Raw genomic sequence first — 23,762 nt, forward strand, 5'->3', positions numbered from 1 at the left:
TCTAGAGAAGCCGGGGAGCCCCGCCGGGCGTCAGGCATTGAACTGCAGCGCCGCCAGGCGGGCGTAGAGCCCGCCGCGCGCCACCAGCTCGGCATGCGTGCCTTGCTCGACGATGCGGCCGTGGTCCATCACCACGATGCGGTCGGCGCGCTGCACCGTCGCCAGGCGGTGCGCGATCACCAGCGTCGTGCGGTCGCGCATCGCCTCGTCCAGCGCCTGCTGGACCAGCCGCTCGCTCTCGGCGTCCAGTGCGCTGGTGGCCTCGTCGAGCAGCAGCAGCGGCGCGTCCTGCAGCATCGCCCGCGCGATCGCGATGCGCTGGCGCTGGCCGCCGGACAGGCGCACGCCGCGCTCGCCGAGGAAGCTGTCGTAGCCCTGGGGCAACTGGCGGATGAACTCGTCGGCATGCGCGGCCCGCGCCGCGGCGATGACCGCCTCCCGGCTCGCGTCCGGGCGGCCATACCGGATGTTGTCCAGCGCGCTGGCCGAGAAGATCACGCTCTGCTGCGGGACCAGCGCCATGCGCGCGCGCAAGTCCGCCAGCCGCAGCCGGTCCACCGGCACGCCGTCCAGCAGCAGCGCCCCCGACTGGACGTCGAAGAAGCGCTGCAGCAGCTGCAGCACGGTGCTCTTGCCGGCACCGCTGGGGCCGACCAGCGCGACGGTCTCGCCGGGTTCGATGCGCAGGCTGAAGTCGTCCAGCGCGGCGCGGTCCGGCCGCGACGGGTAGTGGAAACGCACCTGCTCGAAGGCGACGCGCGCCGGGCCGGTCGACGCTGGCAGCGCCACCGGCGCGGCCGGATCCGCCACCGGCGACTGCGCGGCGAGCAGCTCCATCAGCCGCTCCGTCGCGCCCGCGGCGCGCAGCAGGTCGCCCCAGACCTCGGCCAGCACCGCCACCGACGACACCAGCAGGATCACGTAGACCACCGTCTGCCCGAGGTGCCCCGCGCTGATCCGGCCGGCCATCACCGCCTGCGTGCCCTGGTACAGGCCCCACAGCAGCGCGCCGAAGGTGGCGGTGATGATGAAGGCGACCAGGAAGGACCGCACCCGGGTGCGCTTGCGGGCGGTGTCGAAGGCGGCCTCGCTGGCGGCGTCGAAACGGGCGGTCTCCCGCGCCTCCTGCGCGTGCGACTGCACGACGGTGATCGCATTGAGCATCTCCGCCGCGATCGCGCTGGTGTCGGCGACGCGGTCCTGGCTCGCCCGCGACAGGCGGCGCACCCGTCGCCCGAAGAACATCGCCGGGGCCACCACCAGCACCAGGATGCCCAGCACCTGCGTCATCACCCACGGGTTGCTGGCGATCAGCAGCGCCACCGCGCCCACGCCCATGATCAGGTTGCGCAGCCCCATCGACAGGCTGGAGCCGACGATGCTCTGGATCACCGTGGTGTCGGTGGTGATGCGGCTGATGACCTCGCCGGTCTGAGTGGTCTCGAAGAATTCGGGGCTCTGCCGCAGCACATGGCTGTAGACGGCGGTGCGCAGGTCCGCGCTGACGCGTTCGCCCAGCCAGCTCACCGCATAGAAGCGCAGCGCCGAGAACACGCCCAGCGCCGCGCCGGTGGCGAACAGCCAGAGGAAGTGCTCCCGCAGCGCCATCAGCCGCTCGCCCGGGTCGGCGGCGACCAGACCCTGGTCGATCAGCTGGCGCAGCGCGATCGGGAAGACCAGCGTCGCCGCCGCCGCCAGCACCAGGAAGACGATCGCCGCGGCGATCCGCCCCCGATACGGACGCAGGAAGGGCCACAGCGCCGGCGCCATCGCCCGCAAGGGGGGCGGGTCGCGCACGGCGTTTGCCTGAGCCTCAGCCGAAGGGCCGGTGCCCGGCGTCGAAGCGGGGGTGGTCGAGGCGCCCGGGCGCGCCGAGGAGGGGGACATGGCGGACATCGGATCAGTTTAGGGGGCCGGTGTGGCGGAAAAGTCCCCACCGGTAGAAAGCCCATCCCAGGCAGTGATTGGCGAGGCAATCATTGCCTAAGCAATAATTGTCATCAAGTCTTTCCGTATGTTGCTTCCCGGAAAGCCGAAGTCAGAAAGCCCATCCATGAGCCCCAACTTGCCGCCTCCCGCCGATTTCTACAGCGCCGACAGCTTCACCTCCGAGCCCAGCCTGGGCTGGCTGCTGCGGCAGATCAAGCAGTCGATGGTGCTGCAGGCCGACAAGATGCTGGGCGCGCACGACCTGACGCATGCGCAGTGGGCGCCGATGCTGCGCCTGCGCTTCAACGGCCCGATGTCCAGCGCGGCGCTCGCCCGTGAACTGGCGATGGATGGCGGCGCGATGACCCGGCTGCTGGACCGGCTCGAGGCGAAGAGCCTGGTGCGCCGCGAGCGCTCGGTCGAGGACCGGCGCGTGGTGATGGTGTCGCTGACCGAGGTCGGCGTGAACGCGATGGCGGCCGCGCCGGGCGTGCTGTCCAAGGTGTTCAACGATCACCTGGCCGGCTTCACCGACCACGAGTTCCGCACGCTGATCGGCCTGCTGCAGCGCGTCGTCGCCAACGGCCATGCGATCCGCGACGCGGGCCTGAGCTCCGAGACCTCGACCCTGGACAAGGACGATTGACCCGCACTCGCCGATGGCGATGTCCCGCTGCTCTCTCCCCCTTCACAAGAACAACAGTCCCGAGGAACCTCCGATGACCTCCCGATCCCTTCATCGCACGACGCTGGCGCTGGCCATGGGCGCGGCGCTGCTGATGGTGCTCGCCGCCTGCGCGCCCATCCCCAAGCTGGCCGAGCCGGGCCGGCCGATCGACGGCGACGAGGCCGCCGCGCGCCTGGGCCTCGAGGCCGGCCCGGCCGAGGCGCTCGACGCGCAATGGTGGAAGGCCTTCCGCGATCCGCAGCTGGACGCGCTGGTCGAGCAGGCGATTGCGAACTCGCCGACGCTGGCGCTGGCGCGGGCCCGCATCGCCCGCGCCGCGGCGCTGACCGAGAACGCCGAGGCGGCCCGGCGGCCGGCGGCGGAGCTCGAGGCCGACGCGACGCGCCAGCGCTTCAGCGAGCACGGCATCTACCCGCCGCCGCTGGCGGGCAGCGTGCAGACGCTGGCCAACATCCAGGCCGGCCTGAGCTACGAATTCGACTTCTTCGGCAAGCACGACGCCGCGCTGCAGGCGGCGCTGGGCCAGCAGCGCGCCGCCGAGGCGGACGCGGCCGCCGCGCGGCTGAGCGTGTCCAACGCCGTCGCCAAGGCCTATGTCGCGCTGGCCCGCAGCCAGGCGCAGGGCCGCCTGCTGGAGCAGCAGAAGGCCTTGCGCGACCAGAGCCTGGACCTGGTGCGCCAGCGCAGCGCCGCCGGCCTGGACAACGGCCAGGACCTGCGCGTGGCCGAGGCGCCGCTGCCCGACATCCAGCGCCAGCAGGTCGTGCTGCGCGAGCAGCAGGCGCTGCTGCGCCACCAGATCGCCGCGCTGACGGGGCAAGGGCCGACGGCCACCGCGTCGCTGGATGCGGCGCTGCCGGCCGCGCTGGACTGGCGCCAGGCGCCCCACCTGGACCTGCTGGGCCGTCGCCCGGACCTGGCCGCCGCGCGCGCCCGGGTCGAGGCCACCGCCCAGGACATCCGCGTCGCACGCGCGCAGTTCTATCCGAGCGTCAGCCTCACGGCCTTCGTCGGCCTGAACTCGATCGGGCTGGACGATCTCTTCAAGAGCGGCAGCCGCCAGTACGGCGCCGGCCCGGCGCTGCACCTGCCGCTGTTCGACAGCGGCCGACTGCGCGCCAACCTGCGCGGCAGCGCCGCCGAACAGGACGCCGCCATCGCCAGCTACAACGCCGCCGTGCTGGACGCGGTGCGCGACGCCAGCGACCAGGTCACGACGCTGGATTCCCTGCGCCTGCAGGGCGCGCAGCAGGACGCGCTGGTGGCCAACGCCGACAGCCAGGCCGCGCTGGCCGAGCAACGCCATCGCGCCGGCCTGACCGGTCGCCTGGCGCTGCTGACCGCGCAGCAGAACCAGCTGCTGCAGCAGCGCGGCCGCATCGACCTGCAGGCGTTGACCGTCGACGCGCAGATCAACCTGATGCGCGCGCTGGGCGGCGGTTACAGCGAACCCCGCCGCGCCGAGGCGCCCGCGCCGACCGCGCCGGCCGGGCGCGGCTGACCCCGTCCCGCCAGGACGCTTCCGCAGGCAGCAACCGAACCCGCATCCGGACGCCGGCAGCCCGCGCCGCCAGCCTCCCTCCGACTTCCGCGCCCTTCGCGCAACGACATTCCGCAGAGCACACCATGAGCGCAACGCCCCCGAACAACACGCAAGCTCCCGCCAAGAACGGCGCCCGCAAGAAGGGCCTGACCGTCATCGCCGCCGCCGTCATCGTCGCCGGCCTGATCTATAGCGGTTATGAATGGATCGTCGGCAGCCGCTACGAGACGACCGACAACGCCTACGTCCAGGCCAATGTCGTGCAGATCACGCCGCTGGTGGGCGGCACCGTCCGCGCCGTCTATGCCGACGACACCGACTTCGTGAAGGCCGGCCAGAAGCTGGTCAGCCTGGACCCGGTCGATGCCCGCGTCGCGCTGGAGCAGGCGCAGGCGCAACTGGCCCAGACGGTCCGCGAGGTCCGCACCCTGTATGCCAACAACAGCGGCCTGGAAGCGCAGGTCAAGGTGCGCGAGGCCGACCTCAAGCGCGTCGCCTCCGACATGGAGCGTCTGCAGGCCGACGTCGCCCGCCGCCAGCCGCTGATCGCCACCGGCGCGGTCGGCAAGGAAGAGCTGGAGCATGCCCAGTCGCAGCTCACCGCCGCCCGCGCGCAGGCCGCCGCCGCGCAATCGGCGCTGCAGGCCGCGAAGGACCAGCTGGCCTCCAACCAGGTGCTGACGGACGGCGTCAAGGTCGAGGACCATCCCAACGTGCTGCGCGCCGCGGCTCGCCTGCGCGAGAGCTACCTGGCGCTGCAGCGCGCCGAGCTGATCGCGCCGGTGGACGGCTGGGTCGCGCGCCGCTCGGTGCAGCTGGGCCAGCGCGTGGCCGCCGGCGCGCCGCTGATGGCGGTGGTCGGCCTGCAGCAGGTCTGGGTCGACGCCAACTTCAAGGAGAGCCAGCTGGCCAAGCTGCGCATCGGCCAGAAGGCGACGCTGGAGGCGGACGTCTACGGCAAGAAGACCGAGTACCACGGCACGGTCCAGGGCCTGGGCGCCGGCACGGGCGCGGCCTTCGCGCTGCTGCCGGCGCAGAACGCCACCGGCAACTGGATCAAGGTGGTGCAGCGCGTGCCGGTGCGCATCGCGCTGGATCCGAAGGAAGTGCAGGAGCACCCGCTGCGCGTGGGCCTGTCGATGGACGTGCAGGTCGACGTCCGTGAGCAGGGCGGCCAGATGCTGGCCGCGGCGACCGGCGCCAGCGCGCCGCGCCTGCAGACGACGATCTTCGACGCGCAGGAGAAGGCCGCCGACGAGCAGGTGAACCGCATCATCGCGGCCAACCTCGGCAAGGCGGCCGCCGGCAGGACCGCGGCCCCGACCACCACGCGCGTGCAATGAGCAATTCCACTTCCATGGATGCGGCACCGGCGCCCGTGCCGTCGGCCGCGCCGGTCGCGCCGGCCGCGCCGCCGCCGCTGACCGGCACGGCCCTGGTGCTGGGCACGATCTCGCTGTCGCTGGCGACCTTCATGAATGTGCTGGACTCGTCCATCGCGAACGTGTCGCTGCCGGCCATCGCGGGCGATCTGGGCGTGAGCCCGGTGCAGGGCACCTGGGTGATCACGAGCTTCGGCGTGGCCAACGCGATCTCGGTGCCGCTGACCGGCTGGCTGACCCAGCGCTTCGGCGCGGTGCGGCTGTTCACGATGAGCGTGCTGCTGTTCGTGCTGGCGTCCTGGCTGTGCGGCTTCGCCCATTCGCTGGAGATGCTGGTGGCGGCGCGGGTGTTCCAGGGGCTGGTGGCCGGGCCGATGATCCCGCTGTCGCAGACGCTGCTGCTGGCGAGTTATCCCAAGCACAAGGCGGGCACCGCGCTGGCGCTGTGGGGGATGACGACGCTGGTGGCGCCGGTGGTGGGGCCGCTGCTGGGCGGCTGGATCACCGACAACGTCACCTGGCCGTGGATCTTCTACATCAACGTCCCGGTCGGCCTGTTCGCGGCCGGCCTGACCTGGAGCATCTACCGGACCCGCGAGACGCCGGTGAAGAAGCTGCCGATCGACACCATCGGGCTGGCCCTGCTGGTGCTGTGGGTGGGGTCGCTGCAGGTGATGCTGGACAAGGGCAAGGAGCTCGACTGGTTCGCGTCGAACCAGATCGTCGCGCTGGCCGTGATCGCGGTCGTGGGCCTGGCGGTGTTCATCGTCTGGGAGCTGACCGACGACCATCCGGTGGTGGACCTGCGGCTCTTCGCGCGGCGCAACTTCCTGTTCGGCGCCTCGGTGCTGTCGATCGCCTACGGCCTGTTCTTCGGCAACGTCGTGCTGCTGCCGCTGTGGCTGCAGCAGCACATGGGCTACACCGCCACGGCCGCGGGCTTCGCGCTGGCGCCGGTGGGCGTGCTGGCGATCCTGCTGTCGCCGGTGGTGGGGCGCAAGGTGTCGACGTGGGATCCGCGCGCGATGGCGAGCTTCGCGTTCGTCGTGTTCGCGATCGTGCTGTTCATGCGCTCCAAGTTCACGACCGACACCGACCTGGCCGCCATCATGGTGCCCACCATCCTGCAGGGCGGGGCGCTGGCCTTCTTCTTCATCCCGCTGACGACGCTGACGCTGTCAGGCATCACGCCGGAGCGGATCGCCGCGGCGGCGGGCCTGTCCAACTTCGTCCGGATCACGGCGGGGGCGATGGGGACGTCGATCTCCACGACCCTGTGGGAGAACCGCGCGACGCTGCATCACCATCACCTGGCGGAGCGCCTGGCGCTGGGCGACGTGCCGGAGACGCAGGCGATCGAGACCTTGCAGCGCCAGGGCTTCAGCCATGACCAGGCGCTGGCCTACCTGAACCGGCTGGTCGACCAGCAGGCCTTCACCCGGGCGGCGGACGACATCTTCCTGGCCTCGGCGATCCTGTTCCTGGTGCTGATCGCCTTCGTCTGGCTGACCAAGCGCCCGCCGAAGATGGGCGCGCCGGTGGACGCGGGCGGGGCGCACTGAGCGCCAGCGGCCTCACGCCCACCAGCGAACTTCAGTGGCGGTTCACGCCTTCGACGACGCCAGGTCCAGGCAGTAGGCGATGAGCTCGTCGAGCTCGCTGGACTTGTCGAAGACCCGGTCGGCGCCGAGCTGCTCGCAGCGCTGGCGCATGTCGGCGGTGGCGTAGTTGGTGAGCACGATCAGCTTGGCCTCGGGCTGCAGCAGCCGGGCCTTGGGCAGCAGCGACATGCCCGAGCCGCGCTTGAGGAACAGGTCGATGATCAGCAGGTCGCAGGGGACCGCCTCGTCATGCAGCCAGCGCAGCGCGGCGGCCTCGTCCTCGGCCTGGCCAACGACGGCCAGGTCCAGCATCTCCTGCAGCGTCGCCACGAGGTTCTCGCGGATGAGCGGGCTGTCCTCGACCAGGAAACAGTTCAGCGTGCCGGGCGTCGGATCGATGACGGGAACGGTGGACATGGGCGTGGGCATATGGGAGGCGCCCATTATCACGATCCCGGCCTCCGCTTCGACACGGGCGCCAGCCGGGCGTTGCATTCGGACAGCGCGCGCAGGCTCTCATCGTCCGGGTCCTCGCCCAGGTCGATCAGCGGCACGATCGCCGCCAGCGGTGCCACGGCCACGCCCAGCACCGCCGCCGGCACCAGCTTGCGCAGCAGCGGGGCCTTCTGCAGGCTGAGCCGCGGATCGCCCAATGTCCCCTGGATGTTGAGGGGAGTGCGCAGCGTCAGCGGGCTGCGGTCCTTCGGATCGACCTTGGCGACCAGGTTCAGCCGCTCGGTGGCCAGCGACATGTCGCCGTCGACCAGCACCACCGAGTCCTTGGTGTCCACGACCATCGGCCGCGGCGTCACCATGCCGTCCTTGACCCGCAGATCGGCGACGCCGCAGTTCACGTGCAGGGCGTCGTCGCCGCGTACCAGCAGGCCCAGGCCCTGCGCGATGTCGATGCCGGCGGCTTCGACGATCAGGTGCGACACCGTGCCATCGGTCCAGTACAGCACCATGCGGCCGTCGGCGCTGGCCAGCAGCTCCGCTGTCGAGCGCCCGACGCCATCCAGCGCGATGCGTCCGCCCATCACGCCGGTCACCCAGCGCTGGCCGTTCTTGCGCTCCAGGTTCAGCCACTGCTCCAGGTGCACGCCGCTGACGCGCAGCCGCGCCCGCCACTGGGCCTTGGGCTCGCGGCCGTCCAGGCGCATCAGGCCGGCGACCTGGCCGCGCGCCACGCGCGCGTCGATGTCGCGCAGCTCCAGCACGCCGTCCTGCAGCACGATGCGGGCGTTCAGCGGCTCGGCCGCCTGCAGCAGGGCCGAGCCGGACTCGAAGCGCGCGAGCTTCACATTCACGTTGGCGTTCATCGCGCGCAGCGAGGGCAGGTCGAACTGCTTGTCCGGCAGCACGCGCGACGCGGTCTTCTTCGCCCGCGGGGCGCCCGGCTCGGCCGGCACGCCGACGGCCGGGCCCAGGTCGGCCAGCCAGAGCTCGCGGCCGCGCAGCTCGCCGGTCAGCGTCGGCACGGCGTTCTCGGGCTTGTCGTACTGGAATTCGCCGCTGAGCTGGCTTTTGCCGATCGTGGCCTGCCGCACCGCGGTGGTCCAGCGCGTGCCGTCGCGGGTGAGGCGCCCGCGCATCGAGAAGGCCGGCGTGGTCGGCAGCGTGACGCCCAGCGGCTCGCCGACGGCGGCCAGCGACGGGCCGGCGAGGGTGTAGTCGCCCGCCAGCCCCTGGCTGACGAGCAGGTCGCGCACCTCGCCGTCGAAGCTCAGCCGCGCCTGCCCGATGTTGCCGCGCAGCGTGACCGGCACGGCCGGCGCATTCGGATCGGAAGAGAGCCAGGGCAGGGCCGAGCCGGTCTGCAGCGAGGCCTTGATCGGCAGGTCGCGGTAGTGGCCCTCGGCATGGGCCGTCACCCCATAGCGGCCGCCTTCCCCGGGGCCCGGCTCGCCAGCGGGCGCGGACGCTCCCTTGGGTTTGCCCGCGACGCGCTCGCCGAAGTCGACCGCCAGCCGCGTGCCCGACGCCGCGGCGCTGGCCGCGCGGGCGGTCATGCCGGGCGGCGAGTCCGGCGACGCGCGTCGGGCGGTCGCGCCCGAGGCCCAGGCGCCCGCGGCGCTGGCGGCCTGCTCCGCGGTGGTCCAGGTCTCGCGCAGCGCGAAACGCGCGAGCAGCGAGAGCCGCTGGATCTTGTCGTCCACCAGCGCCGTGCCCTGGCGGACCTCCAGCAGGTCGAAGCGGATGCCGTCGACGCGGGGGCGTTTTCGCACCTGGGTGTCGCTCGGCGGTTGATCGCCGAACTGCCAGCTGGCGCGGCCTTCGACATCGCGTTCCAGCCGCAGCGCCAGCTCGCCGGCCCGCAGCGCCTTCACGCGCAAGGCCTGGCCCTCGTGGCGCAGGGCGAGCAGGTCGCTGTAGCGCAGCGTGAGAGCCGCATCCTGCGCCTGCAGCGTGGGGCCGCCCAGCGTGCTCCAGCTCGGGCCGGCGACGGTGACGCTGTGCGCGCGCAGCCGCAGGTGACCGATCAGCCGCAGCTGCCAGTCCTGGCCCTCGGCGCCGTCGAAGCGCACCTGGCGGTCCAGCTTCTGGCTCAGCCATTGCTCCGCCGGACGGCGCAGGAAGGGCCAGCCCAGCCATTCGCAGACGCCGATGGCCACCAGCAGCATCGCCAGCAGCGTGAGCAGGCCCATCGCCCACCCGTGCCGGTGCCGATGTCGTCGAGGGGCCGGTCCCGGCGGCATGCCGCCCGGTTCGCCCGCGGGCGCGTCCTTCACCACCATTGTTCAAACATCCTCGAGAAGAATTCCTTGCCGCGCTGCCAGACGCCGCGGTCCTGCCAGCGTCGCAGGTCGATGGCCTGCGACGCGGCGCGGTCGCGCTCGAACATGCGGGTCATCGCGTCGCCGAAGTCTTCGCCCAGCACGACGGCGTTGACCTCGTTGTTGTAGACGAAGCTGCGCCAGTCCATGTTGCTGGAGCCGACGGTGGAGACCACGCCGTCGATCACCGCGGTCTTGGCGTGCAGCACCGCCTCCTGCAATTCATGGATGCGGACGCCGGACTTCAGCAGCCGCTCGTAATGGCTGCGGCCGGCGTGCATGACCGGCGAGAAGTCGCTGCGCGAGGGCAGGATCAGCTGCACGTCGACGCCGCGGTCGGCGGCCTGGCACAGCGCGTCGACCATGTCCTGGCCGGGCGCGAAGTAGGCCATCGTCAGGTACACGCTGCGCTGCGCCGCGCGGATGCTGCCCAGCAGCAGCGTGTAGATGCGGTTCTCGGTGTCCTGCGGCGTCGACGGGATCACCCGCATCAGCTGGCGGCCGGGCGGCGGACCGGCCGGCGGCTCGATCGCGGCGACCGTGCCCTCGCATTGCTGCTGCGCCCAGACCTCGCGGAACATCGTGTGCAGCGCCCGCGTCGCCGGGCCGCGCACCTGGATCATGGTGTCGCGCCAGCCGTTGTCGCCGGCCTTGCCCTCCTTGCCGGCCTCGCCGTCGGCGCCGCTGGCAGCCGCCGGCTGGGGAGGCCGCGACGAGCCCCGGCTGCCGAAGCCGCCCGAGCCGGAGGAGTAGACCGCGCTGATGTTGATGCCGCCGGTGAAGCCGGTCTCGCCGTCGACGACCAGGATCTTGCGGTGATCGCGGTGGGTGATCTTGTGATACCGGGCGCGCTTGAGCGGGTTGACCGGGTTGAAGGCGCAGACGGCGATGCCGCCCTGGCGCATGCGGTCGAAGTAGGCGTCCTGCGTGCCCATCGAGCCGATGGCGTCGTACATCAGCGCGACCTCGACGCCCTGCGCCCGGCGCTGCAGCAGCAGGTCGGCCAGGCGCTGCGAGACGTCGGCGTCCTCGATGATGTAGCTCTCCAGCACGATCTGCCGGCGCGCCTGGCCGATGGCCGCGAACATCGCGGCGAAGGTGGCCGGCCCGTCGACCAGCAGCGACGCTTCATTGCCCGCGTAGAGGTCGACATCGCCGAACGAGGACATGGCGGCGATCTGCCGCTTGAGCAGCTCGGCCTTGCCCTGGGCGGCGGCCGCGCGCAGCGCCTGCTCGCGGCTGGCCTGGTTCATCGGACCGCGCGGACCGACGACGTCCACCTGCGCGGCGACCCGCGTCAGCGCGGGCGCCGACGCCGGCGGTTCAGGGACGCGGCCGTTGACCGGCGGACGCGGCGTGCTGCAGGCGACGAGGCCGAAGCTCGCGCCGAGCACCAGCAGCAGGGCCGCGACGCGCCGGCGCATCGCTCAATCCCTCAGCAGGTCGGCCAGGTCGTCGGCGTGCTCTTCCTCCTCGGCGAGCACTTCCTCGAGGATGCGGCGCGTCGTCGGGTCCTTGTCGCCGATCAGCTGGATCATCTGCCGATAGGCCTCGACGGCGATGCGCTCGGCCACCAGGTTGGACCGCAGCATGGCCTTGAGGTCCTTGCTCTCGTCGTACTCGGCGTGGCTGCGGCTCGTCAGCGAGTCCGGCTTGAAGTCGGGATCGCCGCCCAGCTGCACGATGCGCTCGGCGAGGCGGTCGGCATGCACGGCTTCCTGCGTCGCATGCTCGAGGAACTCCTCGGCGATGCGGGGCGAGTTCAGGCCGTGCGCGGTGAAGTAGTGGCGCTTGTAGCGCAGCACGCAGACCAGCTCGGTGGCCAACGCGTCGTTGAGCAGGCGGATCACGTCGTCGCGCCACGGGCCGTAGCTGGGCGTGACCGGGCCTTCGTCCAGGTGCTGGCGAGCGCGTTGCAAGGCCTGCTCGTCCAGCTGCAGGTGCTTGTGTTCAGGGGCGTTCATGGGCGGGCTCCTCTGGATGCGGAAAACGGGGGAGGGTCACTTTCGCAGCGCGTTCACGCCGGTGATGCCGAGCACCAGCAGCACCAGGAAGATGACCAGGAAGATCCCGAACAGGATCTTGGCGATGCCGGCGGCGCCGGCGGCGATGCCGGTGAAGCCGAGCACGCCCGCCACCAGCGAGATCACGGCGAAGATCAAGGCCCACTTCAACATGACGAATCCTTTCAGGTGAACGGCCGCGGCGCGGCGCTTGCAGGGCATGTTGGCGCCCCGCGGCGCGAGCGGGGATCAGCAGGGTCCACGTCCGGATGTAGGACATCACGCCGCAGCGCACGCCCGGCCGGGACCGCCTTGAAAGTGCCCGGCGGCGCCAGCGCGGCGCTGCCGGACTCGTCCTACACACGGCACCGGCGCGGTACGACAGACGCGACCCGCGCATCGGCCTAGCCTTGCTTCATCCTCCCTTCCCGACGTCCGACTCCGTGGCGCCCCGCGCCGGAAAGGATCCAAGATGATCAAGCTCAACAAGTCCCTCTCGTCGCCGTCCACCGCCGCGCTGGTGACCGCTGGCGCGGTGCTGTCGGCCGTGATGATGGTGGCCGCGCCGGCCTTCGCCGCCGGCAGTTCCTCCAAGTCGGAGATCCAGCGCACCTATGAGAAGGAGCGCGCGGACTGCCTGGCCGGCAAGACCGGCCAGAGCCAGGCGACCTGTCTCAAGGAGGCCGGCGCCGCCCGTCAGGAGGCGATGCGCGGCAACCTGCGCACCGCCAGCACGCAGGAGCTGGCCAACAACGCGATGCTGCGCTGCCAGCGCGTCGCCGAGGCCGACCGCGAGGACTGCCGGATGATGGTCATGGGCCAGGGTACCCGCGACGGCAGCGTGCAGAGCGGTGGCATCCTGACGCGCATCGAACGCCTGGTGCAGGAGAACCCGACCGCCGCCGGTGCGCCGTCGGCGCCGCCCAGCGCGCCGATGCGCCCGGGCCCCGATGTGCCGCCGCCGCGCCAGCCCAAGGCCAGCGCGCCGGCGCGCTGATCGATCGCCGAGGAGCGACACCATGCTGATGAAACGACTCGTCCCCCTGGCCCTGTCCAGCCTGGCCGGCTACGCGCTGTGGCAATGGCAGGCGCGGCGCACCGAGCAGCGCCTGAAGACCTCGCACGGGAAACCCGAGGAAATGACCACCTGGGAGGGCGAGGGCGGCGCATTGCATCGCACCGGCCCGCACATGGGGCCCGAGCCCACCAAGCCGGCGCACTGACGCGCCCCGCGTCGCTCGCACCGGGCCGCGGAGCGTTCCAACGGGCCCGATGCGAAAAGGCCTGCCACCCCTGTGCCGGGGTGGCAGGCCATTCTTCGTTGCCGGTGTCGTGGGCGGCGCCGCCGGGGCGCCGTCATGAGGACCCCGTCATGAGGACCGTCGGCAGGCGCGCCCGGCGGACACCGGGCGCGCCGCCGTTCAGCCGCCGGAGCCTTGTTGCGGCTCGCGCAGGAAGATCTCGACGCGGCGGTTCTTCGCGCGGTTCTCGGCGCTGTCGTTCGACACCATCGGCTCACGCGAGCCCCGGCCGGCGACCTCGATCCGGTCGGCCCGCACGCCGCGGTCGGCCAGGTAGCCGCGCACACTCTCGGCCCGGCGCAGCGACAGCGGATCGTTGATGGCGTCGCTGCCGGTGTTGTCGGTGTGGCCGACGACGCGCACCACCGTCGGCGACGGGTTGCTGTTGAGCCCGTTGGCGAAGGCGTCCAGCACCGGGCGCAGGCGCGGCTCCAGCGTCGCGCTGTTGGTCGCGAACGAGATGTCGCTCGGGACGTCGAGCTTGAGCTGGTTGTCGGCGGTCCGGGTCACCTCGACGCCGGTGCCTTGCGTGGCCTGCTCCATCGCGCGGCGCTTGTCCTCCATGTGGCGCGACCAGACGTTGCCGGCCACCGCGCCGACGGCGCCACCGATCAGCGCGCCGGTGCCGGCCTTGCCGCCGGTGGCCGAGCTGATCACCGCGCCGGTGACCGCGCCGATCGCGGCGCCGCCGGCGGTGCCGCGCTGGCGTTCATCCATGTTGGCGCAGCCTGCCAGGACGGCTGCCGCGAGGGCGGCCACGGCCAGACGAGGGTGTCGCATCTGCATGTCGTTTCTCCTTGTGATCCGGATAAGAAAACCCAACGGCCGCGGAGCCGGTCCCACCGATCCGCGCGGATGTCGCCCGCGCGGCGGTGGTCCGTCCGTGGCCGGCGGATGAGTTGCGCGCGCGCCGCGCCGGAGTTCCAGCGGGCGCGCGGCCGACGGTGATCGCCAGGGGCAAGCGCGGCGCCCGCGCAATGCCTTGATCCCAGTCAGCGCAACCCACCTATAACTGCTAGTCGGTGGTCGGGGATGACAGGTGTTTGCTATTTGGTGTCGAGTGGGCGATTCCTAGCATGAAGCCTTGTTCTTCCACTCCGCGGAAAGTCATGTCCCGCCCCTCCGACACCGGCCGCATCCCCGTCAGCGATGCGTCATCGACTTCGCCGCCCGTCCCGTCGCGCGAACGCTCCAACTCCCACGTTCCCCACGTTCCCCACGTCCGTTACGCCAGCCAGCCGATCATCGATCGCACGGGCCGCGTCGTCGCGACCGAATTGCTGTTCCGCTGGAATGGCGATGATGGCCCGGTCGGCCCGGAACTCGGTGCCCACGCGACCGCCGCCGTGCTGTCCAACGCGCTGATCGACGGCGCGCTCCTGACCAGCGCGACCGCCGCGGAGCATCCGCTGGGGGACCTGCTGGTCAACATGGACGGTCGCACGCTGATGGGCCCGATCGCCGAGGCGATGACGCCCGACGTCGGCGTCATCGAGCTGCTGGAGACGGTCGAGGTGGACACGGCCCTGATGCGGCGCATCGAGGACCTTCATGGCCGGGGCTACCGCTTCGCGCTGGACGACATCGTCAGCCTGGACGATCCCCGGTGGGCGCTGGCCCCCTGGGCCCAGTTCGCCAAGATCGACATGCTGGGCCTCGCCCCGTTGGCGCTGCGCGCCCTGATCCGCCATGCCCATCAGCTTGGCCTGGCCGTCATCGCGGAGAAGGTCGACAACGATGAAGCCCACCAGCGCGCGCTGCGTGCCGGTGCCGACTTCTTCCAGGGTTATGGCATCGCGCACCCCGCGACGGTCGCCGTGCCGGCCTTGCCGGAGACCGATGCCCGCGTGGTGGCCCAGCTTCTGCAGCTGGCCGCCTCGGGCGCCTGCACCGCGACGCTTGCCATGGTCGCGGGCCTGCATCCGTCGCTGGTCGCGCGGCTGCTGCGCGTGCAGGAGATCCATGCCGCGCAGAGCGTGGCCACCTCCGAATCGCTGGCGGAACTGCTGGCCTCGCTGCCTCGCCCCGTCCTGGTCGCCTGGTTGTCGGTGTTCGGCCTTGCCGCCATCCAAGGCCGGGAGCATCAGCTCAGCGCCCTCCTGCGTGAGGAGCTTGCGCAAGGCCAGCGGCGCCTGAAGGAGCAGGGCCGGGTGAGATCGCCGACGGACGCCGACCGGGCGTCGTTCTACATGTGCCGGCAGCTGCTGCGCATGCGCCTGCGGCAAGGTGGATGCAACGGGCCATCGGCCGCCGCGAAGCCGGTCGTGCGGCGCGCCGGCCCGCTGGAGACGCTTCCCCTGTGAGCGCCGCGGCCGTCGATGCGGCCTTGCGCCGCATTCGACACCGCATTGCGACACCGCATGAAAAAGCCGCCCTCGGGCGGCTTTTTCGTTTGGGTGCGGCGACCGGCCGCAGCCGCCTCAGTCGTCGATCAGGCCATGCATGCGGGCGACGCTGGTCGCCATGGCGCGGGAATTCACATTCAGCTTGCGATAGATCGAGCGCAGGTGCTGGTTCACAGTGAAGCGCGAGATCGACAGGCGGTTGCCGATGTCCACGATGGGCAGGCCTTCGATCAGCAGGTTCAGCACGCTCCATTCGCGTTGGCCCAGGCCCAGTTCCTTGAGTTTCTGGACGCGGTCGACCTTGGGCTTCACGCCGGTCTCCAGGCTTTCCAGCTTGTCCAGCACCAGGCGCGACACCGCCGGGCTCAGCGGCGCGTGGCCGTTGTGGGTGGCGATGATCTTGTCGATCAGGCTGGGCTGGATCTCTTCCTTCAGCAGGTAGCCCGAAGCCCCCGAGCGCAGGCTGCGCATCACGTGCTTGGCGTCGCCGAAGGTGCTGATCACCAGGCTGCGCGCGTCGGGGCACTTCTCGGCGATCAGCTTGATCAGGTCGATGCCGTCCACGTCGGGCAGGCCCAGGTCGACCAGGTAGATGTCGGCGCGGTTGGCCAGGATCGCGGAGACCGATTCGCCGCGGTTGCGGCCGATGCCCACGATCTGGCAGGCGCTGCTGGCGGACACGACGTCGATCAGGCGTTGAAGAACCGTCGCGTCGTCTTCGATGATGGTGACAGTGATCATGTGTGAATCCCCTGATGGTTCGGATTGTTGTGGAATCGCGGAGTGGGTCGGTCCTCAGCGCTCGCCGAGGGACTCCGACATCGTCTTCTTGACGGGCTTGAGCAGGTAGTCCAGCACCGTATGGCGGCCGGTGATGACCTCCACGGTGGCCGTCATGCCGGGTTGCATCACGATGCGCTCGGCCTTCGCGCCCTTGAAGCGCTTGCCGCTGACGCGGATGTGGGTCCGGTAATACGGCTGCTCGCCTTGCGGCGTGCGCTCCGTCAGCGCGTCGGGGCTGACGTAGGTCACGACGCCGTCGAGGGCGCCGTAGATGCTGTAGTCGAAGGCGTCGAGCTTGATCGTCGCCGGCATGCCGGGACGGACGAAACCGATGTCGGCCGCGCGCAGCCGGGCTTCGATGATCAGGTCGTCGCCGGTGGGCAGCAACTGCATGATCTCGTCGCCGGAGCGCAGCACCGCGCCCACCGTGGTCAGCGTGATCAGGTTGACGACGCCATCCACCGGGGCGCGCAGCGCCGTGTGCTCGAGGTTGCCGCGGCGATCGTTCAGCATCTGCTGCACGCTGGCGAGCTCCTCCTCGGTCTTGGCCAGTTCGGCCTGCGCGTCCTGCAGGAAGCGGTTGCGGCGGGTGGTGACCTGGCCGGCCGCCTCGTTCGCGGCGCGCTGCAGGCGCAGGAACTCGGCCGCGCTGATGTCGCCGGCCTTGAACAGCGGTTCGTTCAGTTCGACTTCCCGCCGGGCAAGGTCGGCGGACTTGGACAGCACCGCCAGCTCTTCCTGGAGCGCGGTCTGGCGGCGTTCATACAAGCGGCGCTGCAGGTCGTTGAAGGCCCCGGCGCCGGCGGGGCGGTAGGGCGTGCCGAGCGTCTCGGCGCGCAGTCGCGCCAGCGAGGCCTGCAAGGCCGCGGCCTTCTCGCTCGAATCCGCCAACGCGGCGCTGGCCTTGGTGTTGTCCAGCTGGACCAGCAGGTCGCCCTTGCGCACGGCCTCTCCCTCATGCACGAACAGACGTTCCACCACGCCTCCATCGGGCGCCTGGATGACTTGTGTGCGGGAGGATGCCATGACCTTGCCGCCGGCGCGAGTCACCTGTTCGATCTCGGCCTGGGAGGCCCACCAGAGGCCGGCGCCGAGGGCCGCCACGGTGGCGATGACGGTCCAGCGGACCCGGGTCTGGCCGTCGTGCGGCGCATTCGTGTGTTTCATGAGGATCTCCGGAAGACGGGGGTCATGGCGCCGTCGCGACGGCGCGGATGGCGGGCGCGGCGGGCGCGGCGGCCGTGGGGGAGGTGGCCGTTGCGGTGACGCGGCCCTGCAAGCGGGCGATGACCTCGTCCCGCGGCCCGTCCATCGCCACGCCTTGCGGCGTCAGCACGATCACGCGATCGACCAGCGCCAGCATCGAGAGGCGGTGCGTCACCAGCAGCAGGGTCGCCTCGGGTTTGAGGAGCTGCTTCATCAGGCGGACCGTCGACTGTTCCAGCGCGTCGTCCATCCCGGAGGTCGGCTCGTCGAGCAGCCACACGGGACGGTCGGCCAGGACCAGCCGGGTCAGCGCGACCAGTTGGCGCTGGCCGCCGGACAGGCCTCGACCGCCCTCGGACAGCTTGCGGTCCAGGCCCAGCGGGTGTTGCGTCACCATGGGCCAGAGGCCGGTCTTGCGGCAGGCCGCCATCAGCAGGTCGTCGCTGACGTCGGGCAGCCCGAACAGCAGGTTCTCGCGCAGCGTGCCGGCGAACAGCCAGGCGTGCTGCGGTCCGTAGGCCAGATGCGACGCGCGCCAGCCGGCGTGGATCTGCTGCTGGTCCACGCCGTCCAGGTAGACCGTGCCGCGCGTCGGCTTGGACAGGCCGCAGGCCAGCGACAGCAGGGTCGTCTTGCCGGCGCCGACGGTGCCCAGGATCGCGACCTTGTCGCCCGGCCGGACGTGCAGGTGACCGATGCGCAGCGGGTCCTTCTGGCCCGGGTAGGCGAACTCGACGTCGTCGAATCGCAGCTCGCCGCGGAGGGCCTCGGGGACGATGGGGCGCTCGATGGCCTCGTTGTCGACCTGCAGCTTGAAGATCGCGTCGAGCGCCTTCATCGAAGCCCGCGCGCTGCCCAGTTGCACCAGCAGCGGCGGGATGGAGGCCAGCGGCGACAGCACGCGGCCCGAGAGGATCGAGCAGGCGACGATCGCGCCCTGCGTCAGGTGTCCCTCGATCGCGAGGACCGCGCCGACGCAGATCAGCGAGACGTAGCTCGCCTGCTGCAGGGCCGCGGCGATGTAGGAGGTGGTGTCGCTTTCATGCTTGAGGGCCAGGCTCTGCGTGGCATTCACTTCGCACAGGCCGGCCCAGCGCGCCTCGAAGCGCCAGGCGGCGCCCAGGCCCTTGATGGACTCCGTGCCTTCGATGGTTTCCACCAGCAGGCCGGTCTTGGCGTTCGCGCCGGACTGGTTGCTGGCGGTCAGGCGGACGATGCGCCGGGCGCGCAGCAGGCCGGTCAGCACGGTGACGCCGAACAGCACCAGCGCCGGCAGCGCCATCCAGAAGCCGCCGATCGCCGCGATCACCAGGGCGAAGATCAGGGCCATCGGCATGTCGAAGAGCAGGAACAGCGTGCTGGTCGACAGGATCCCGCGGATCGACTCGAAGCTCTGGACCTGCGACGCGAGCGTGCCGACCGAGCCCGGGCGCTGATCCAGGCGCACCGCGTTCAGGCGGGCCATCAGCGCCTTGGAGATGCCGACGTCCAGGCGCTTGAGTCGCGGCTCCAGCAGCGAGGCCCGGGCCAGCTTCAGCAGGAACTCGATCAGCACGGCCAGGCCGACGCCGGCGGTCAGCACCCACAGCGTCTGGACGCCCTGGTTCGGAATGACCCGGTCGTAGACCTGCATGGAGAAGAAGGAGATCGCGATGCCGATCGTGGCCAGCACCAGGGAAAGTCCGGCGGCCTCCATGAAGATCGGCCATTGCCCGCGGACCTGCGAGAGCATCATGCGGCGCGCGCTGGTGACGCTCGACGGCGCACGGTCCGCGTCGGCGATGGCGTGGAGGCAGGCAATGCCGTCGAGGACGAGCTCGCGATGGACGCTATCGGCGCCGGCGCAGGTCCACAGGCCGTGCGCGGTGCGGGCGGTCACCACTTGCCAGCCGTGTTCGGCGTGATGACACAACAGGGGCAACGCGGCGCGTTGGGGCTCGGGCAGGACGACGAACCGGGTCTGCTCGTCCACGCGCCCGGCAAGTTCGCGCGCCGCGTCCAGGCCGTCCCCCGCGAGCGCCGACGACGCGGCGTGCTGGCGGACGCGTTCGATCGGAACGGGCCGGCCCGTGATGCGCATCCATTGGGTGAGGACGGCGGCAAGCGCGTCGGAGGCGAGCGGCGGCGCGGTCGTCGAGTCGGACGACGAGGAGAGGAGGGCGGTCATGGCGGATCCTGAAATGAGGGCGACGAGGGGGAAGCAGGCTGCAAGCGGTCAGTCGCCAGCGGCGGCGTCGCCCAGCAGCAGGCCCAGGCGGTAACGGCCGGCGCGTTCGTCGATCGCGGCGTCGCGCTGGGTCTGGCGGGTGGCGTGGGCTTCGCGGACCATGTTCAGCAGGTCCAGCCAGGCGCGTTTGCCGGCGTCGAATTGCCGGCGGTAGGACGCCAGCACTTCTTCGCCTGTGGCGGCGGTGAGCTCGGCGTTGCGCAGCGACGCGCCGGCGGCGGCGAAGCGCGTGTATTCCAGCTGGTAGTTGCCCAGGAGATCCTGTTCGGTCGCGTCGACCGCGGCCTCCGCGGCGGCGATGCGGGCCCGCGCGGCGTTGACGCCGGCGAGTCCCGACAGCCCGCCCTGCAGGCCGGCCTGGAACACCAGGCCGACGCGCTGGTCCCGGTAGGCGCCGCTCTGGTGCTCCAGGCGCAGGCTGATGGTGGGCAGCAGCGCCGCCTTGGCCTTGGCCAGTTCGTCGCGCGCCAGGTCGACGTTGGCGCGAGCCAGCGCGATCTCGGGCGAGAGCTGGATGTGGTCCAGCACCTCGTGCAGCTCGGGCGGGGCGGGCTGGGCGCCGTCGAGCGCCGCGCCCAGCGACGGCTCCACCGGGCGGCGCGCCAGGCGGGCGAGGCGGTCGCGCTGCAGGCCTTCCTCGAGCCGCGCCTGGGCCAGTTCGGCCTGGACGGCGCTCTCCCGGGAAGCCGCGAGCGCCGCATCGGCGTTCGTCGCGACGCCGGCCTGGTGGCGGCGCCGGATCATGTCCAGGAGTTGGCGGTGGCTGTCCTGGAGTGTCTCGAGCGCCTGGACGCGTCCGCGCGCCTTTGCCCAGTCCGCCCAGGTCTGGACGATCCGGAGCTTGAGCTGCAGCTGCGCGGCGAGCAATTCCTGCTGGCTGCCGTGCAGGGCGGTCCGGGCGGCGCTGAGGTTGGCGGTCAGCAGGCCGCCGCTGAACAGCGGCTGCTGCACCCGCACCACGTTCACATAGCGATGGGTGCCGCCCGCGAGTTCCCGGCTGATGCTGGGCGACGGGCCGAACTGCCATTTCGCGGCGGTGATGCCGTCCTCGGCCGCGGTGATCGAGGCCCGCGCGCGCTCGATCGAAGGATCCTCGGCCAGGGCGGTCAGCAGGAAGTCGTCCATCGCGGCGCCCCAGTGGGACGCGGGAGGCGTCACGGCAGGCTGGCTGGGGGCCGAGGCCGCGGCTTCAGGCGCGGGGATCGCCGCGGCGGAGTCGTCGGCGATGGCGGGGGCGGCGGTGGCGGAGAGGGTCGCGGCGATCGCGATATATCGCCAGGTTTTCGAACCGGGAATATGGATCCAGGTCGTCGCTGGGCAGGGGTTTTGAGTCAGCACCGGAAACTCCGTGGAGTGGTTTTGCTTCGGTGCTCAGTTTCCTTTCTCGTCTCGCCGGCCAACAATAGCATTCATTTGCTAGCCTTTTGTCATTCTGCGATCTGCCTCCCCTAGGTGCTGAATTGCGACCAGCAAATTTGAGTAGTGCCAGTCGACGAAGGGCGGCGGGGAATGTCGGTTGCCGACATCCCGTCTTCACCCCTTCCCCGAGGAGTCGTCATGACCACCCCTTCCGAAGACCTGGAGCCCTGCATGCGGGCCTGCGCCGAGGCGCTGCTCGCGACCCGCCAATGCGCGAACGCCTGTATCCGTTCCGGCGACCGCACCCTGGAAGCCTGCGCCCTGCTGGACCTGGATTGCGCCGCCGTCTGCGAAGCCACCCTGGGCGCGCTCTCCCGGGAGTCCGAGCATCACGGTGACTTCTGCGCGTTGTGCGCCCACCTGTGCCGGGCCTGCGCCGAGGAGTGCGAGCGGCATTCCCATGCCCATTGCAAGCGTTGCGCGCAAGCCTGCCGCGCCTGCGCCGAGGCCTGCGACGTGCATGCGGGCGAGCGGCACCGGCTGCAGCCGGGCCATTGAGCGGCGCAGCCCGCGTTCAGTACTTGCCTGGCGCGACGCCGCTATTCATCTGGCCGATGGTGAATTTCCCACTCGGCTGGCGTTTATATCGCCGCGATCGAGTTTTTGTTGACATATTCCGTGGAGGCGAATTTCGTGGGTCTGGATCAACTGGAGATATTCGCGTCAAGGGCTATGACTCCGGTTTGCCGTCGAATATTGATTTTGATTTGACGTTTCGCAAAAGCGAAGCAGCCACGGCAGGCTGCGCTCGTCAGCGAGGACCGACCACCTCGTGGCGCGGTGCCGCGACGGCCGCCACCAGCGGCAAGGTCAGGGTCGAACGCGCCCCGTCCGGGCCGCGCTCGAAGCGGTACTCGCCGCCCACGCGGCGCGCCCGCTCGCGCATGTTGATGAGCCCCTGCCCGGTGGAGGTGCCGAACGCCGGCCGCACCGCGGGTGCGGGGCCGGTGGCGGATTGGCCATCGTCCTCGACCACCACGACGAGGAGGTCGCCGTCCAGCCGCAGCGAGAGGTTCAGGCGCGAGGCGCGGGCATATTTCAGCGTGTTGGCCACGCTCTCCTCGACGATCCGCATCACCTCCTTGGACAGCCCGCCGAGCAGCACGCATTCGCGGTCGTTCTCGATGTCGTAGCTGACCTGGAAATCGGGCGCGCTCAGCAGCGCGTCCAGGTCCACGCCGTAGTCGAACAGGATGTCCTGGATCGGCCGGTGCTCGGTGGTGTCGGTCTCGCTGATGACTTCGCGCACGCCCTGCAGCACGTCCAGCAGGCCGCGCTCGACCTGATCACGGTCGAGGCGGCCATCCCGGACGCTGAAGATCGTCCGCACCAGCTTCGACCCGATGCCGTCGTGCAGCTCGCTGTAGATCCGCTCGCGTTCCTCCTGCGCCGCCTCGCCGCGCTCGAGGTCGCGCTGCCGGGCGTGGCTGACGGCCAGTTCCATCTCGCGCCGGCGCAGCGCTTCGGCCAGGATGCGGTTGGCCTCGCGCACATGCTCGACGCTGACGCGGAACTTCGCCAGATGCACCCGGGCCATCACGATCAGCAGCGGCGGCAGGGCGAGGTGGGTCAGGTAGATCGGCGCGGTGAGCAGGCGCATGAGCGTCCCGTCGTCCTCGCGGGGTGCGCGCCGCACCAGCTGCATCAGCACGTTGTAGTCGTGCAGGATGAGCGCGCCGGCCGCCAGCACCACGACCAGCAGCAGCACCGCGTCGCTGCTGCGGGTNGGCGCGCCAGCCGCAGGATCGCCCAGGCCTGGAAGGGCACCAGCACCCAGATCCAGAACATGTCCAGGTCCCACTCGACCACCTGTCCCAGGAAGGGCCAGACCGTCGCCGCCCCGGCCGAGATGGCCACCAGCGTCGTCAGCGCGCGGCGGCTCAGCGGCTGGTCGATGTAGCGCAGGATGAACTGGATCAGCAGCACGTTGAGCGCGCCCGCGCACAGGTAGAAGGCCCAGAGCCAGGCGGGGCGCCACCCGGCCGGCATGTAGATCCACAGCGACAGCGTGTAGACGGCCGCCCAGATCAGCGACGCCGCGCCCAGCAGCCCGAAGGCGGGATCGCTTCGATTCGCCAGCCACACGCCCACCATGAACAGGCCGGCCAGCAGGCAGAAGCCCCGCGACGCGTTCGCCAGCGTGCGGCACAGGAAATGGATCGACTCGGCGACGTAGGCGGCGTGATCCGCCGGCCCGATCAGCACGGGCGCGATCGTGAAGTAGGGCTCCCAGCTGTTCACTTCGAGGGTGATCCGGTTGGGGCCGTCCCGGCGCAGCAGCTTGCGCGGCAGTTCCACCACCAGCGGGCGGAACCACATGAAGCGGGCCCGCGCGCTGGATTGCGCCAGCCCGTTGATCCAGACGCCGTTGAGGTAGATGTCCGCGCCGTTGATCGCCTGCGAGAGCACCAGGCTCTTGGCGGGCGGACGGTGCGCCGTGGCCGCGTCGCCGTCGCGCGCGGGGTCGAAGCCATCCTCCGGGCCGATGAACGGGTCGAGATCGATCTCGAAGACGGCGCGGTGCAGGGACTGGTCGCCGTCGGTGCGGATGAACGCGGGCA

At 70.9% G+C, this 23,762-nt stretch carries 20 protein-coding genes; 8 read left to right on the top strand and 12 right to left on the bottom strand.

Features of this window, described 5'->3' with window-relative positions:
- Positions 1-30 precede the first annotated feature (30 nt).
- Positions 31-1,887 carry an ABC transporter transmembrane domain-containing protein gene (locus ACTJKJ_RS07865; protein ID WP_440820072.1) on the bottom strand — a complete coding sequence of 619 codons (1,857 nt, stop codon included), beginning with the start codon at positions 1,885-1,887 and terminating at the stop codon, positions 31-33.
- Positions 1,888-2,053: 166 nt separating this feature from the next.
- Between ACTJKJ_RS07865 and ACTJKJ_RS07870 the strand changes: the two genes are divergently transcribed.
- The 4 genes from ACTJKJ_RS07870 (at position 2,054) to ACTJKJ_RS07885 (ending at position 7,104) form a co-directional block, all read left to right on the top strand.
- A complete protein-coding gene (locus ACTJKJ_RS07870; RefSeq protein ID WP_440820073.1) occupies positions 2,054-2,575 on the top strand; it encodes a MarR family winged helix-turn-helix transcriptional regulator in 522 nt (173 codons plus the stop codon).
- Between the two features lie 73 nt (positions 2,576-2,648).
- Positions 2,649-4,118, top strand: a complete 1,470-nt coding sequence (locus ACTJKJ_RS07875) for an efflux transporter outer membrane subunit (protein ID WP_440820074.1) — start codon at positions 2,649-2,651, stop codon at positions 4,116-4,118.
- A 125-nt stretch (positions 4,119-4,243) separates the two neighbouring features.
- Positions 4,244-5,503 carry an efflux RND transporter periplasmic adaptor subunit gene (locus ACTJKJ_RS07880; protein ID WP_440820075.1) on the top strand — a complete coding sequence of 420 codons (1,260 nt, stop codon included), beginning with the start codon at positions 4,244-4,246 and terminating at the stop codon, positions 5,501-5,503.
- Complete coding sequence (locus ACTJKJ_RS07885) at positions 5,500-7,104, top strand: DHA2 family efflux MFS transporter permease subunit (RefSeq protein WP_091724417.1); 1,605 nt, start codon at positions 5,500-5,502, stop codon at positions 7,102-7,104. Before ACTJKJ_RS07880 ends, ACTJKJ_RS07885 begins: the two co-directional genes overlap by 4 nt.
- A gap of 42 nt (positions 7,105-7,146) precedes the next feature.
- On the opposite strand, the gene ACTJKJ_RS07890 is transcribed toward ACTJKJ_RS07885, so the two are convergent.
- Genes ACTJKJ_RS07890 through ACTJKJ_RS07910 form a run of 5 tightly spaced genes read right to left on the bottom strand, consistent with a single transcriptional unit; the run spans position 7,147 to position 12,094 of the window.
- Entirely contained in the window at positions 7,147-7,560 is a 414-nt protein-coding gene (locus ACTJKJ_RS07890; protein WP_343608165.1) for a response regulator, read from the bottom strand.
- A gap of 29 nt (positions 7,561-7,589) precedes the next feature.
- Complete coding sequence (locus tag ACTJKJ_RS07895; protein ID WP_440820076.1) at positions 7,590-9,878, bottom strand: AsmA family protein; 2,289 nt, start codon at positions 9,876-9,878, stop codon at positions 7,590-7,592.
- The gene (locus tag ACTJKJ_RS07900) at positions 9,869-11,341 is read right to left on the bottom strand and encodes a phospholipase D-like domain-containing protein (RefSeq protein ID WP_297382708.1); all 1,473 of its coding nucleotides are present in this window, start codon (positions 11,339-11,341) and stop codon (positions 9,869-9,871) included. Before ACTJKJ_RS07900 ends, ACTJKJ_RS07895 begins: the two co-directional genes overlap by 10 nt.
- A gap of 3 nt (positions 11,342-11,344) precedes the next feature.
- Positions 11,345-11,881: a ferritin-like domain-containing protein gene (locus ACTJKJ_RS07905; protein ID WP_091724420.1), complete on the bottom strand. Its 537-nt coding sequence runs from the start codon at positions 11,879-11,881 to the stop codon at positions 11,345-11,347.
- Positions 11,882-11,917: 36 nt separating this feature from the next.
- The gene (locus ACTJKJ_RS07910; RefSeq protein WP_084452206.1) at positions 11,918-12,094 is read right to left on the bottom strand and encodes a DUF1328 family protein; all 177 of its coding nucleotides are present in this window, start codon (positions 12,092-12,094) and stop codon (positions 11,918-11,920) included.
- Between the two features lie 298 nt (positions 12,095-12,392).
- Between ACTJKJ_RS07910 and ACTJKJ_RS07915 the strand changes: the two genes are divergently transcribed.
- Positions 12,393-12,917 carry a hypothetical protein gene (locus tag ACTJKJ_RS07915; protein ID WP_343608174.1) on the top strand — a complete coding sequence of 175 codons (525 nt, stop codon included), beginning with the start codon at positions 12,393-12,395 and terminating at the stop codon, positions 12,915-12,917.
- 22 nt (positions 12,918-12,939) lie between these two features.
- Entirely contained in the window at positions 12,940-13,143 is a 204-nt protein-coding gene (locus ACTJKJ_RS07920) for a hypothetical protein (protein ID WP_091724422.1), read from the top strand.
- A 198-nt stretch (positions 13,144-13,341) separates the two neighbouring features.
- On the opposite strand, the gene ACTJKJ_RS07925 is transcribed toward ACTJKJ_RS07920, so the two are convergent.
- Positions 13,342-14,001 (bottom strand): OmpA family protein, encoded by a 660-nt coding sequence (locus ACTJKJ_RS07925; RefSeq protein ID WP_099862411.1) that lies wholly within the window; start codon positions 13,999-14,001, stop codon positions 13,342-13,344.
- Positions 14,002-14,330: 329 nt separating this feature from the next.
- On the opposite strand from ACTJKJ_RS07925, the gene ACTJKJ_RS07930 reads away from it, so the two are divergent.
- Entirely contained in the window at positions 14,331-15,524 is a 1,194-nt protein-coding gene (locus ACTJKJ_RS07930) for an EAL and HDOD domain-containing protein (RefSeq protein ID WP_440820077.1), read from the top strand.
- Positions 15,525-15,641: 117 nt separating this feature from the next.
- Here the strand turns inward: ACTJKJ_RS07930 and ACTJKJ_RS07935 are convergent, their stop codons facing one another.
- Genes ACTJKJ_RS07935 through ACTJKJ_RS07950 form a run of 4 tightly spaced genes read right to left on the bottom strand, consistent with a single transcriptional unit; the run spans position 15,642 to position 21,120 of the window.
- The gene (locus ACTJKJ_RS07935) at positions 15,642-16,307 is read right to left on the bottom strand and encodes a response regulator (protein WP_091724424.1); all 666 of its coding nucleotides are present in this window, start codon (positions 16,305-16,307) and stop codon (positions 15,642-15,644) included.
- A gap of 54 nt (positions 16,308-16,361) precedes the next feature.
- A complete protein-coding gene (locus ACTJKJ_RS07940; RefSeq protein WP_440820078.1) occupies positions 16,362-17,516 on the bottom strand; it encodes an HlyD family type I secretion periplasmic adaptor subunit in 1,155 nt (384 codons plus the stop codon).
- A gap of 22 nt (positions 17,517-17,538) precedes the next feature.
- Positions 17,539-19,722, bottom strand: coding sequence for an ATP-binding cassette domain-containing protein (locus tag ACTJKJ_RS07945; RefSeq protein WP_440820079.1), 2,184 nt, complete (start codon positions 19,720-19,722; stop codon positions 17,539-17,541).
- 48 nt (positions 19,723-19,770) lie between these two features.
- Complete coding sequence (locus tag ACTJKJ_RS07950) at positions 19,771-21,120, bottom strand: TolC family protein (RefSeq protein ID WP_440820080.1); 1,350 nt, start codon at positions 21,118-21,120, stop codon at positions 19,771-19,773.
- A gap of 219 nt (positions 21,121-21,339) precedes the next feature.
- Here ACTJKJ_RS07950 and ACTJKJ_RS07955 point away from each other — a divergent pair, with 219 nt between their 5' ends.
- Entirely contained in the window at positions 21,340-21,699 is a 360-nt protein-coding gene (locus tag ACTJKJ_RS07955) for a four-helix bundle copper-binding protein (RefSeq protein ID WP_440820081.1), read from the top strand.
- Between the two features lie 253 nt (positions 21,700-21,952).
- Here ACTJKJ_RS07955 and ACTJKJ_RS07960 read toward each other — a convergent pair whose 3' ends face one another.
- The gene (locus ACTJKJ_RS07960; protein ID WP_440820082.1) at positions 21,953-22,909 is read right to left on the bottom strand and encodes a sensor histidine kinase; all 957 of its coding nucleotides are present in this window, start codon (positions 22,907-22,909) and stop codon (positions 21,953-21,955) included.
- Positions 22,910-23,762: the final 853 nt, after the last annotated feature.

Source organism: Roseateles sp. 22389 (assembly GCF_052044995.1).
Taxonomy (GTDB): Bacteria; Pseudomonadota; Gammaproteobacteria; order Burkholderiales; family Burkholderiaceae_C; genus Roseateles.

Coding starts and splice junctions, on each gene's coding strand:
- ACTJKJ_RS07940 (WP_440820078.1), bottom strand. CDS start 17,516: ATGAAACACACGAATGCGCCGCACGACGGCCAGACCCGGGTCCGCTGG.
- ACTJKJ_RS07945 (WP_440820079.1), bottom strand. CDS start 19,722: ATGACCGCCCTCCTCTCCTCGTCGTCCGACTCGACGACCGCGCCGCCG.
- ACTJKJ_RS07905 (WP_091724420.1), bottom strand. CDS start 11,881: ATGAACGCCCCTGAACACAAGCACCTGCAGCTGGACGAGCAGGCCTTG.
- ACTJKJ_RS07895 (WP_440820076.1), bottom strand. CDS start 9,878: ATGGTGGTGAAGGACGCGCCCGCGGGCGAACCGGGCGGCATGCCGCCG.
- ACTJKJ_RS07885 (WP_091724417.1), top strand. CDS start 5,500: ATGAGCAATTCCACTTCCATGGATGCGGCACCGGCGCCCGTGCCGTCG.
- ACTJKJ_RS07910 (WP_084452206.1), bottom strand. CDS start 12,094: ATGTTGAAGTGGGCCTTGATCTTCGCCGTGATCTCGCTGGTGGCGGGC.
- ACTJKJ_RS07900 (WP_297382708.1), bottom strand. CDS start 11,341: ATGCGCCGGCGCGTCGCGGCCCTGCTGCTGGTGCTCGGCGCGAGCTTC.
- ACTJKJ_RS07865 (WP_440820072.1), bottom strand. CDS start 1,887: ATGTCCCCCTCCTCGGCGCGCCCGGGCGCCTCGACCACCCCCGCTTCG.
- ACTJKJ_RS07915 (WP_343608174.1), top strand. CDS start 12,393: ATGATCAAGCTCAACAAGTCCCTCTCGTCGCCGTCCACCGCCGCGCTG.
- ACTJKJ_RS07875 (WP_440820074.1), top strand. CDS start 2,649: ATGACCTCCCGATCCCTTCATCGCACGACGCTGGCGCTGGCCATGGGC.
- ACTJKJ_RS07935 (WP_091724424.1), bottom strand. CDS start 16,307: ATGATCACTGTCACCATCATCGAAGACGACGCGACGGTTCTTCAACGC.
- ACTJKJ_RS07930 (WP_440820077.1), top strand. CDS start 14,331: ATGTCCCGCCCCTCCGACACCGGCCGCATCCCCGTCAGCGATGCGTCA.
- ACTJKJ_RS07920 (WP_091724422.1), top strand. CDS start 12,940: ATGCTGATGAAACGACTCGTCCCCCTGGCCCTGTCCAGCCTGGCCGGC.
- ACTJKJ_RS07880 (WP_440820075.1), top strand. CDS start 4,244: ATGAGCGCAACGCCCCCGAACAACACGCAAGCTCCCGCCAAGAACGGC.
- ACTJKJ_RS07955 (WP_440820081.1), top strand. CDS start 21,340: ATGACCACCCCTTCCGAAGACCTGGAGCCCTGCATGCGGGCCTGCGCC.
- ACTJKJ_RS07870 (WP_440820073.1), top strand. CDS start 2,054: ATGAGCCCCAACTTGCCGCCTCCCGCCGATTTCTACAGCGCCGACAGC.
- ACTJKJ_RS07890 (WP_343608165.1), bottom strand. CDS start 7,560: ATGTCCACCGTTCCCGTCATCGATCCGACGCCCGGCACGCTGAACTGT.
- ACTJKJ_RS07925 (WP_099862411.1), bottom strand. CDS start 14,001: ATGCGACACCCTCGTCTGGCCGTGGCCGCCCTCGCGGCAGCCGTCCTG.